Source organism: Pseudonocardia sp. ICBG601 (assembly GCF_020496245.1).
In genome coordinates this window covers 1-10682 of record NZ_JAHLJA010000037.1, presented here as the reverse complement: position 1 = coordinate 10682, position 10682 = coordinate 1, and the positions used below count along the sequence as shown (strand labels likewise).

Here is a 10682-nt window from a genome sequence, read left to right as displayed (position 1 = left end):
CCCGGGCCCGGCCGCCGGCACGGGCACCGACATCGGCCGGGGCACCGACATCGCCCGGGGGACCGACATCGGCAAGGGCGTCGGCAGGGTGCCCGAGGAGGTCCTGCGCGCCCGCGCCTACCTGATGCGCTGCGTCGAACCCCCGAACCGGCACCTCGTCGCGCTGCTGTCGACCGGTACGGGCCGGTCGAGGCGGCCGACCGGCTGCGTCGCGGCGCGGTCCCCGACGAGCTGCTGCGCGCCGCCGCGGCCCGGCGGGGCACCGACCGGTCCGAGGCCGACCTGGAGGAGGCCGCCCACGCCGGGGCCCGCCTGCTCGTGCCGGAGGACCCGGGGTGGCCGTCGTGGCCGTTCCGGTCGTTCGCCGAGGCCCCGCGGGCCGACCTCGCGCCCCCGATCGCGCTGTGGGCCCGCGGGCCGGGGGAGATCGCGACGCTCGCCGACCGGTCGGTCACCGTCGTCGGCTCGCGCGCCGCGACCCCGTACGGGTTGGGCGTGGCCGCGGACTTCTCCGCGACGCTGGCCCGGCGCGGCGTCGCAGTCCTGTCCGGCGCCGCGTTCGGCATCGACGCGGCCGCGCACCGGGGTGCCCTCGCCGTCGACGGTGCGACGGTCGCGGTCCTGGCCTGTGGCCCGGACCGGGTCTACCCGGCCGCGCACACCGGTCTCCTGGAACGGATCGCCGCGACCGGTCTGGTGCTCACCGAGTACCCGCCCGGCACGATCCCCGGCCGGCTGCGGTTCCTGGTCCGCAACCGGCTGCTGGCCGCACTCGGGGTCGGGACCCTCGTCGTCGAGGCCGGGGCGCGCAGCGGGACGAAACGGACCGCCGCCGACGCGACCGCGCTCGGGCGCCCGCTGATGGCGGTGCCGGGCCCGGTCACGTCGGGGATGTCGGTCGGCTGCCACGAGCTGGTCCGCTCGCACCAGGCGGGCCTCGTCGGGCGGCCCGAGGACGTCCTGGAGGTCGTCGGCCGGCTGGGCGTGGACCTCGCCCTGCCCCCGCAGGGGGAGTCCCGCCCGACCGACGGGCTCGACCCGCGGGTGCTCGCGGTCCACGACGCGCTGCCCGCCCGGGCCGCGTGGCCGCCGGGACGGATCGGCGAGGCCGCGGGCGTCGGCCCCGACGAGCTGCGCTCGGCGCTGACCGAGCTGGAGGACCGTGGGCTCGCCGAGTACCACCAGGGGCTGTGGCAGCGCCCGGCACGCCGGGCGGGTCCTTGACCGGCGGCCCTCGGCGGCGGACCGTCCGGGCATGGCGCGCACAGAGTCCTCCGGTCCCGCGGCGCCCTCCGGTCCCGCGGCGTCCTCCGATCCCGCAGCCGAGCCGGGCCCCGGCGCGGCCGCGCGTCCCGACGACCGGACCCGGACCGAGGCCGACGGCCCGCCCGCGGACCGGGCGGGGGCTCGTGCTGCAGGCGACCGGACCGCCACCGGTGACGGGCTCGCCCCGGACGTCGCCGCCGCGATCGAGGAGTTCACCGGGCACCTGCGCCTCGAGCGGAACCGCTCGCCGCACACCGTCCGCGGCTACCGCTCGGACCTCACCGACCTGCTCCGTGGTCTCCCCGGGCTCGGCGCGCTCGACCTGGACCACCTGCGTCGGCGGCTCGGCGCGACGCACGCCGCCGGCGCCGGGCGGGCCACCGTCGCGCGGTGCACCGCCGCGGCCCGTACGTTCTGCGCCTGGGCGGTGCGCACCGGGCGGCTCGACCACGACCCGGCGGCCCGGCTCGGGTCACCGCGCGCGGGCACCGTCCTGCCGGAGGTACCCGCCGCGGCGGAGACCGCGGCGGTGCTGGACGCGGTGACCTCGGGTGCGGCGGAGGACGCCCCGGAGGCCCTGCGCGACCTGCTGGTCCTCGAACTCCTCTACGCGACCGGGATCCGGGTCGCCGAGCTGTGCGGTCTCGACGTCGGTGCGGTCGACGAGTCCGCCCGTACGTTGCGGGTCCGGGGCAAGGGCGACCGGGAACGGACCGTGGTGTTCGGGGTCCCCGCCGCGCGCGCCCTGCGCCGCTGGCTCGACCACGGCCGACCGGCGTTGGCGACCCCGTCGTCGCCGCCGGCACTGCTGCTGGGCGTGCGGGGCGGGCGGCTGGACCCGCGCGTCGCCCGGACCGTCGTGCACCGCGCGATCCGGGCGGTACCGGGCGTCCCCGACGTCGGGCCGCACGGTCTGCGACACGCCGCGGCGACCCATCTGCTCGAGGGCGGAGCCGACCTTCGTTACGTACAGGAGTTACTCGGTCACGCTACGCTGTCGACCACGCAGCTCTACACGCACGTGACCGTCGACCGGTTGAAGGTGGTTCATGACCAGGCGCACCCTCGGGCGTGAGGTGTCCCCGACGACACCGCGCCGGCCCGACGCGTTCCCCGCCGCCCTGGCCACGGCCCTCGACCGGGTGGCCGCGGGGGCCGACACACCCCGAGCGGCCGTTCTCGGACCGGTCCCCGACCCACCCGGGTCCCCGCGTCGCGGTCCTCTCGACGCCACCTCCGGGCAACCGCCGGCGGACGTCGCCCCGGGGTGCATCGCGCTGGTCCCGTCGACGGGCCGGTCGCCCCGCGACACGCCCGACGGCGTCCGAGGTCACCTGAACGAGACCGTCGAGCCGGCGGTCGTGCCGCTGTGGCGCGAGTTCCTCGCCACCCGCGCTCCCGCCGCTCGGCGGCGCCTGGTCGAGCACCACGCCCCGCTGGTACGCGGCGTGGGCACCAAGCTGGCGGTGCGGCTGCCGTCGTCGATCGAGCTGGCCGCCCTGCTCCAGTCCGGGACGTTCGGCCTGATGGAGGCCGTCGACCGGTTCGACCCCGCCCGCAGGATCCGCTTCGAGGCCTATGCGGCCCAGCGCGTCCGAGGGGCCATGCTCGACGAGCTGCGCGCCCAGGACTGGGGCCCCCGCACCGTGCGGGCGCGCAGCCGCGAGGTCGAGCGGGCCCGCGAGGCGGTGCAGCTCCGGGCCGGACGCCCCGCGACCGACGGGGAGCTCGCCGCGGAGCTGGGTGTCGCGGTGCGCGAGCTCCGTCAGGCCCGGCGGCCGATGTACCTGGTCAGCGCCGAGGACCTCGGTGCGGGCGGTCCCGCGGGCTCGCCGCTGTCCACGCTCGCGGCCGACGACTCGGTGGACCCGGTGACCGCTGCGGTCCGGCGGGAGACCGGGGCGGAGCTGCGTGCCGCGATCGGTCTGCTGGGGGAGCGGGACCGGCTGGTCCTGCACCTCTACTACGTCGAGAACCGGACACTCGCCGAGATCGGCGGGATCCTCGGGGTCACCGAGTCCCGGGTCTGCCAGCTCCATGCCCGGACGATCACCCGTCTGCGGGCCTCGTTGGAGCCGGCGCTGGCGGGCTGACCTGGGCCGGAGTGACCTCCGTGGGCTCGGGTGCCCCCTCCCAGGGCAGCAGCCGCACCCGGGGAGGGCGCAGCAGCACCAGCGGGTCCAGGTGGTCGAGCCGCTCCCGTCGCACGCCCCAGTGCAGGCAGGCCGCGACCGGGCACCCGGTGTGCCCGGGTTCCAGCGTCCCCACCGGGTCGCCCCCGGTGAGCCGCGCCCCGGCCACGACGCCGGCGGTCACCGGCTCGTAGGTGCTCCGCAACCCGTCGGGGTGGTCGACCGAGACGACGCCGCGCCCGGCGATCCGGCCGGCGAACACGACGACCCCCTCCCGCGCGACGAGCACCGCCTGTCCGGGAGAACCTGCCAGGTCGGCGCCGCGGTGCCCGCGGCCGTAGCGGAACGCGGGCTTGCGGAACACCGCCGTGACCGCCGGGGCGGGAGCAGGGGCCACGCGTAGTCCGCCCCCGGTGCCGGTATCCCCGCCCCGGGTGGCCGCGGCGGTGCGGGCGCGGGGCCGACCCCGTCCGGGGGTCCGCCCGGAGCGGGCGCACCGCCGGTGTCCGGCTCACTGCCGGGCCCGGGAGAGTGCCCGGCAGTCCCGGGGGACGGATCCCGGCGCGGTGCGGCGGTCACCGGTGCGGCGGTCACCGGTGCGGCGGTCACCGGTTCGGCGGGCAGCCGTGCAGCGACCGGCGGTGGGGCGACCAGCGGCGTGGCGGCGACAGGCGTTGTGACGACGGGCGCAGCGACCGCCGCCCCCGGCGGCACGAGCGCGACACCGATCACCACCACGGCGAGCAGCACCGCCCCCGCCCGCAGCCCGGCCCGCCATCCCGGCGGGCGGGACACGGGGCGCGGGCTCCGGGGCAGGTCGTCGAGCGGGGGAGCGGACGGGACGGGCAGAGGCACCCGTCCAGCCTGCGGCGGCGACCGCTCGTCGCCGGGGTGGACCGTCGTCCTGTGGACGTACCGGCCGGTTGTGGACAGCCGCCGTCGGAACCGGGCTCCGCCGCGATCGGCCCGGAGGCCCCGGCGTACACTGGTTCCCGCACCACGTCCGTCGTGGTGACTTCGCGCGCCCGATCGCCCGTCGCGCCGTTCCCCCAGGGTACGGCGTCGGGAGCGGAGGCCGGGCGGTCCTGCGATCCCGACGTCACGCTCACGTGTGGCCAGGGAGAGCGGGTCCGGCTCCGCCGCGGGCGCCAGGGTGGTCCACCGACCGGTGGGCCCACGAACCGCCTGCGCGGCACCCGCCGCGCCCGACCGAGAGGTGAACGCAGGCCATGGCCGTCGTCACCATGAAGCAGCTGCTCGACAGCGGCGTGCACTTCGGGCACCAGACCCGTCGCTGGAACCCGAAGATGAAGCGCTACATCCTCACCGAGCGCAACGGCATCTACATCATCGACCTCCAGCAGACGCTGTCGTACATCGACCGCGCCTACGAGTTCGTGCGCGAGACCGTCGCGCACGGCGGGACGATCATGTTCGTCGGCACCAAGAAGCAGGCCCAGGAGGTCATCGCCGAGGAGGCGGCCCGGGTCAACATGCCGTACGTCAACCAGCGCTGGCTGGGCGGCATGCTCACCAACTTCCAGACCGTCCACCGTCGCCTGCAGCGCCTCAAGGAGCTCGAGGCGATGGAGCAGAACGGTGGCTTCGAGGGCCGCTCGAAGCGCGAGATCCTCACGCTGACCCGTGAGAAGGACAAGCTCGAGAAGACCCTCGGCGGTATTCGCGACATGTCCAAGGTCCCGTCCGCCGTCTGGATCGTGGACACCAAGAAGGAGCACATCGCCGTCGGCGAGGCCCGGAAGCTCAAGATCCCGGTCGTTTCCATCCTGGACACGAACTGCGACCCGGACGAGGTCGACTTCCCGATCCCGGGCAACGACGACGCGATCCGCTCGGCCGCGCTGCTGACCAAGGTCATCGCCAAGGCCGCCGCCGACGGTCTGGTCTCCCGTGGCCAGCGCCGTGGCGAGGGTGGCGAGGCCGCCGCCGAGCAGCCGCTCGCCGAGTGGGAGCAGGACGTCCTGGCGGGCAACGAGGTCGGCTCCGACGGTGCCAGCCTCTCCGCCGCCGGTGGCGACGGTGCGGCCGCTGCGACCGCCCCGGCGTCGACCAGCAACGGCACCCAGAACTGAGTACGCGCACCGGGCGGGCCCGCTTCCGTGGGCCCGCCCGGTGCGACCCGGTGACCCATTCCCGTCACGACCCAGAGGACGAGAGACACCCGATGGCGAACTACACCGCCGCCGACGTCAAGCGGCTCCGTGAGCTCACCGGCTCCGGGATGATGGACTGCAAGAAGGCGCTCGAGGAGTCCGAGGGCGACTTCGACAAGGCCGTCGAGCTCCTCCGCATCAAGGGCGCGAAGGACGTGGGCAAGCGCGCCGAGCGCGCCACCGCCAACGGCCTGGTCGTCGCCGACGGCGGCACCCTGGTCGAGCTGGACTGCGAGACCGACTTCGTCGCCAAGTCCGACGACTTCATCGCGCTGGCCGAGAAGATCCTGGCCGCCGCGGTCGCCGAGAAGCCGGCCGACCTCGACGCGCTGCGCGAGACCAAGCTCGACGACGGCACCGTGGGCGAGGCCGTGCAGGCCCTGTCCGCCCGCATCGGCGAGAAGTTCGAGCTGAAGCGCTACGCCCGGGTCGACGGCCAGGCCGCCGTCTACCTGCACAAGCGCGCCACCGACCTGCCTCCGCAGATCGGCGTCCTGCTCGCCTACGAGGGCGACGACGCCGAGGCCGCCCGCGGTCTCGCGATGCAGGTCGCGGCGGCCCGGCCGGAGTACCTGACCCGTGAGCAGGTCCCCGCCGAGATCGTCGAGAACGAGAAGAAGATCGCGGAGGCGACCGCCCGCGAGGAGGGCAAGCCCGAGCAGGTCCTGCCCCGCATCGTCGAGGGCCGGGTCAACGGCTACTACAAGGACGTCGTGCTCCTGGAGCAGGCCTCCGTGGTCGACCCGAAGAAGTCGGTCAAGGCCGTCGCCGACGAGGCGGGTCTGACCATCAACGACTTCGTCCGTTTCGAGGTCGGCCAGAACTGATCCTCCCCGCCCCCGCCCGGGTGGTGCTCCGCGCACCGCCCGGGCGGCGGGTGAGAGGATCGTGACCGCCAGCGAGTACGACCAGGCCGGGGGATGCAACCGTGATCGAGGAAACCCTCTTCGACGTCGAGGAGAAGATGGAGAAGGCCGTCACGGTCGCCCGTGACGATCTGGCGTCGGTGCGTACCGGCCGGGCCACTCCGAACATGTTCTCCAGGATCGTCGTGGACTACTACGGCGCGTGGACCCCGCTGAACCAGCTCGCCTCGGTGTCGATCCCCGAGGCGCGGATGGCGGTCATCAAGCCCTACGACGCCAGCCAGCTCAAGCAGCTCGAGAAGGCGATCGCCGACTCGGACCTCGGCGTCAACCCGTCGAACGACGGGCAGATCATCCGCGTGATCATCCCGCAGCTCTCCGAGGAGCGGCGCCGGGACATGGTCAAGGTCGCCCGGGGCAAGGGTGAGGACGCGCGCGTCGTGCTCCGTGGCCTGCGCCGCAAGGCGATGGACGAGCTGCACCGCATCCAGCGTGACGGCGAGGCCGGCGAGGACGAGGTCGCCCGCGCCGAGAAGGAACTGCAGGGCGTCACGGACCGCTACGTCGCGCAGATCGACGAGCTGGTCAAGAACAAGGAATCCGAGCTCCTCGAGGTCTGAGCCCGGTGCCCTCCTCCTCCGACGCCGCCGTCCCCGTGACCTCCGACCTTCCCGGTGACGGGCCCGCCGGCGTGTCGGCGACCCCGGACGTGCCGAAGCCCGTCCGGGGACAGAAGGGGTACAAGCGGTCCCGGCTGGGTCGCAACCTCGTCGCGGCGATCGCGGTCGGCGTCGGGCTCGGCGTCGTCATCCTGCTGAGCCTGCTGATCCATCGTCAGGGCTTCGTCCTGGTGCTCGCCTGCGTCACCGCGGTCGGGACCTGGGAGCTCGCGGGCGCGCTGCGCCGGGGCGCCGACATCCGGGTGTCGCTGCCGGTGCTGCTGGTCGGCGGCCAGGCCGTCGTCTGGCTGTCCTGGCCGTTCGGCCTGCACGGCGCCGCGATCGCCCTCACCGCCACGGTGCTGGGCTGCCTGCTGTGGCGGATGCGGACCGGGGCGGCGCACTTCGTGCGCGACATCAGCGCCTCGCTGTTCGTCGCCGTCTACGTGCCGCTGCTCGTGGCCTTCGCCGTCCAGCTGACCGTCGCCCCGGACGGCGTGGGCCGGGTCCTGACCTTCCTGCTCTGCGTGGTCGCCTCCGACGTCGGCGGGTACGCCGCGGGCGTCGTCGCGGGCCGGCACCCGATGGCCCCCACGATCAGCCCGAAGAAGTCCTGGGAGGGCTTCGCGGGCTCGCTGATCGCCGGCATGGCCGTGGGCTCGCTCTGCATGGGGCTGCTGCTCGACGCGCCCTGGTACTGGGGGCCGCTGGTCGGCGCGCTGCTCGTCGCGACGGCCACCCTGGGCGACCTCGTCGAGTCGCTGGTGAAGCGCGACATCGGGGTCAAGGACATGGGCAACCTGCTGCCCGGGCACGGCGGTCTGATGGACCGTCTGGACTCGCTGCTGCCGGCCGCGTTCGTCGCCTGGGCGATCCTCGGGGTCGTCGTCCCGATCGCGTGAGGCGCACCTACCAGGGGTTCGGCGGACAGCCGAAGCCCGGCCCGGCCATCCCCAGCCCGAACATCTGGAACTGGCCCGAGGTCTACGAGACCGAGAACCGCGCCCAGGACGCCGACGGCGAGCTCTGGGCGGCGCTGTGGGCCGAGACCGGGGGCTGGGCGGGCGCCGACGTCGTCGACGTCGGCTGCGGCGACGGCTTCCACCTGCCGCGCTTCGCCGAACGGGCCGCCACCGTCACCGGTGTCGAGCCGCACCCGCCGCTGGTCGAACGGGCACGTCGGCGCGTCGCCGACGACCCCCGCATCACCCTGCACACCGCGGGCGCCGAGCGGCTCCCGCTGCCCGACGCAAGTGCCGACCTGGTCCACGCCCGCACCGCGTACTTCTTCGGGCCGGGCTGCGAGCCGGGGCTCGCCGAGGCCGAGCGGGTGCTCCGCCCGGGCGGGGTGCTCGCCGTCGTCGACCTGGACTTCACGGCGCGGCCCTACGGGACGTGGCTGCGCGCGGACCTGCCGCGCTACGACGCGCCCGCGGTCGACCGGTTCTTCGCCGCCCACGGCTTCGCGCTGCGCCGGGTCACCTCGACCTGGCGGTTCGACTCCCGCGCGGACCTGGAGGAGGTCCTGCGCATCGAGTTCTCCCCGCGCACCGCGCGCCGGGCGATCGACGACGTCGCCGACCGCACCGTGCGCGTGGGCTCATCGACTGTTGACAAAGTATCCGGTACTAGCTCATACTGCTTTAGATGCGTATAGCGCGAGCTGCCGAGTACATGGGCATGTCGGTGGTGGGTGTCGGAGATCTCCGAGGCGCCGCTCTACATCGACGACTCGCCGAACCTGACGCTCATGGAGATCCGGGCCAAGGCCCGCCGGCTCAAGCAGCGCTACGACCTGAAGCTGATCATCCTGGACTACCTGCAGCTGATGACCTCGGGCCGCAAGGTCGAGTCACGTCAGCAGGAGGTCTCGGAATTCTCCCGGCAGATCAAACTCCTCGCGAAAGAGCTGGACGTCCCAGTGGTGGCGATGAGCCAGCTCAACCGTGGTCCCGAGCAGCGCACCGACAAGCGGCCGATGCTGGCCGACCTGCGTGAGTCCGGCTCGATCGAGCAGGACGCGGACATGGTGGTGCTGCTGCACCGTCCCGACGCGTTCGAACAGGACGACCCGCGTGCCGGTGAGGCCGACCTGATCCTGGCCAAACACCGTAACGGCCCGACCACCACGATCACCGTCGCCCACCAACTGCACTACAGCCGCTTCTGGTCACTAGGCGCCGAAGACCCCCTCCACCAAAGCCCACCAGCGGCCTCGATCCGCCCAGCCGGCCCCCAGGGCCCCGGCAAAGTCGCTAGATGATCTTGTCGGTGGTCAGTGGTCGATGGGGGTCGCGGGCGTGGTGGCGGAGTGCTGCGGCGATGTTGCTGACGCCGTGCAGGCGTAGCGCGGTGATCGCGAGGTTCCGCAACGCCGACATGACCTGCGGGGCGTGACCGGTGTGGGCGGTGGCGCGGTCTTCGTCGAAGCAGACATCACGGACCCAGTGCAGGCGATTCTCGATCGACCAGTGCCCACGGATCCAGCGGGCGAGCAGTCCTGGATCGGCGTCGGTGCTGGTCAGGCTGGTGATCGCGTAGGCGGTCTCGGTTCTCCACTTCCCGCCAGGCCGCAGTGGGCGACGCCGGCGCACCAGCTTGATCGCCTGGGATGCGTGGGGGAAGAACTCTGCGCCCAGGTCGGGACAGGGGTGCAGGCTGACCACGCTGATCGTGCGGGTCTCGACGCGGCCGTGCCCACGCCCGCGTTGACGATCAGCGACGCCGATCTGGGTCCAGGGCAGCGCCCGTACCCGTGCCAGCAGCGTGGGCTGGTTCGCTTTGATCGTCATCAGGTAGTGCCCGCCGCGGCGGTGTAGGTAGTCGGCGTGGGCTCGCTGGGTGTGCAGAGCGTCCGCGGTGACCAGTACATCGTCGAGGTCGAGGGGGTCGAGCAGCGCGGTGAACGCGGTGATCTCGCTGCCCTTCTCTGCGACCTGAACCTGGCCGAGCACGCCACCGCTGGTCTGGTCGAGCACCGACACCAGATGCGGGAGCCAGACCCTGCCGTCGGCGGCACGGACGCGGGCGCCGCGCAGGGTCTTGCCGTCCAAGGCCAGCACGCGACGCTGTTCTCGCCGGGGTGTGCCCTCCGGGGCCGGCTGGGCGCTGAGCTGGGGCAACACCCAGGACTGCAACGCCGCCTCCAGCGCCGAGGCGTCGACCCGTTGCAGGACCCGGCGGATGGTCGACTCGTGCGGAGCGACCGCGCCCACCCCGAGCACGTCCAGCACGGCGCGGCCGACGTCATGGGCGTACTCGGCGATCGCGGTGAACGACCGGGCCCCCGCCAACACCGCGCACGCCCCCAGTAGCAACACCGCGAGGACACCGTGGCGGACACCGCGTGGTTTCCGCGGGTCCGGCACTCGCGACAGGGCCTCCACCAGCGACAACCCCGCCGCCTCACCGACCGGCGCGGCTCTCCCCGCGTCAGGACCGACCTCCAGGCCTTCCAGAGCAGCAACGATCGGAGACACTGACACTGCGGACACAGGCTTCCTGACGTGAGCAAGGATTCGACACCCTCATGATCACGCCAAGCCTGTGTCCGGCCCCACCCCCACCCCCCAGGGCCCCGGCAAA

The 10682-nt window shown here is 73.8% G+C and carries 10 protein-coding genes and 1 pseudogene; 9 read left to right on the top strand and 2 right to left on the bottom strand.

Going from position 1 to position 10682, the window contains the following annotated elements; genetic code table 11:
* The 3 genes from KPL57_RS14225 to KPL57_RS14215 form a co-directional block, all read left to right on the top strand.
* The coding region (locus KPL57_RS14225; protein ID WP_226351982.1) for a DNA-processing protein DprA at positions 1–1224 on the top strand (1224 nt) is incomplete at its 5' end.
* Between the two features lie 31 nt (positions 1225–1255).
* The gene (locus tag KPL57_RS14220) at positions 1256–2341 is read left to right on the top strand and encodes a tyrosine recombinase XerC (protein ID WP_226351981.1); all 1086 of its coding nucleotides are present in this window, start codon (positions 1256–1258) and stop codon (positions 2339–2341) included.
* Positions 2316–3359 carry a FliA/WhiG family RNA polymerase sigma factor gene (locus KPL57_RS14215; protein ID WP_226351980.1) on the top strand — a complete coding sequence of 348 codons (1044 nt, stop codon included), beginning with the start codon at positions 2316–2318 and terminating at the stop codon, positions 3357–3359. Before KPL57_RS14220 ends, KPL57_RS14215 begins: the two co-directional genes overlap by 26 nt.
* On the opposite strand, the gene KPL57_RS14210 is transcribed toward KPL57_RS14215, so the two are convergent.
* On the bottom strand, positions 3316–3795 hold the full coding sequence (locus tag KPL57_RS14210; RefSeq protein ID WP_226351979.1) for a M23 family metallopeptidase: 480 nt from the start codon (positions 3793–3795) through the stop codon (positions 3316–3318). The genes KPL57_RS14215 and KPL57_RS14210 overlap by 44 nt on opposite strands.
* 832 nt (positions 3796–4627) lie before the next feature.
* Between KPL57_RS14210 and rpsB the strand changes: the two genes are divergently transcribed.
* From rpsB to KPL57_RS14180, 6 genes and pseudogenes are all read left to right on the top strand, one after another.
* Complete coding sequence (rpsB, locus tag KPL57_RS14205; protein ID WP_060711374.1) at positions 4628–5491, top strand: 30S ribosomal protein S2; 864 nt, start codon at positions 4628–4630, stop codon at positions 5489–5491.
* 92 nt (positions 5492–5583) lie between these two features.
* Complete coding sequence (tsf, locus tag KPL57_RS14200; RefSeq protein ID WP_020622048.1) at positions 5584–6399, top strand: translation elongation factor Ts; 816 nt, start codon at positions 5584–5586, stop codon at positions 6397–6399.
* 101 nt (positions 6400–6500) lie between these two features.
* Complete coding sequence (frr, locus tag KPL57_RS14195) at positions 6501–7058, top strand: ribosome recycling factor (protein ID WP_020622047.1); 558 nt, start codon at positions 6501–6503, stop codon at positions 7056–7058.
* 5 nt (positions 7059–7063) lie between these two features.
* On the top strand, positions 7064–7999 hold the full coding sequence (locus KPL57_RS14190) for a phosphatidate cytidylyltransferase (RefSeq protein ID WP_226351978.1): 936 nt from the start codon (positions 7064–7066) through the stop codon (positions 7997–7999).
* Positions 7996–8754 (top strand): class I SAM-dependent methyltransferase, encoded by a 759-nt coding sequence (locus KPL57_RS14185; protein ID WP_226351977.1) that lies wholly within the window; start codon positions 7996–7998, stop codon positions 8752–8754. Before KPL57_RS14190 ends, KPL57_RS14185 begins: the two co-directional genes overlap by 4 nt.
* Before the next feature lie 36 nt (positions 8755–8790).
* A pseudogene (locus tag KPL57_RS14180) lies at positions 8791–9282 on the top strand (DnaB-like helicase C-terminal domain-containing protein); the annotation flags it as partial.
* A 70-nt stretch (positions 9283–9352) separates the two neighbouring features.
* On the opposite strand, the gene KPL57_RS14175 reads toward KPL57_RS14180, so the two are convergent.
* Positions 9353–10576, bottom strand: coding sequence for an ISAs1 family transposase (locus KPL57_RS14175; RefSeq protein WP_226351976.1), 1224 nt, complete (start codon positions 10574–10576; stop codon positions 9353–9355).
* Between the last annotated feature and the right edge of the window lie 106 nt (positions 10577–10682).

Excerpts from the sequence above, each read along its gene's own strand:
- KPL57_RS14220 (WP_226351981.1), top strand. The coding sequence starts at position 1,256 with ATGGCGCGCACAGAGTCCTCCGGTCCCGCGGCGCCCTCCGGTCCCGCG.
- KPL57_RS14215 (WP_226351980.1), top strand. The coding sequence starts at position 2,316 with ATGACCAGGCGCACCCTCGGGCGTGAGGTGTCCCCGACGACACCGCGC.
- rpsB (WP_060711374.1), top strand. The coding sequence starts at position 4,628 with ATGGCCGTCGTCACCATGAAGCAGCTGCTCGACAGCGGCGTGCACTTC.
- tsf (WP_020622048.1), top strand. The coding sequence starts at position 5,584 with ATGGCGAACTACACCGCCGCCGACGTCAAGCGGCTCCGTGAGCTCACC.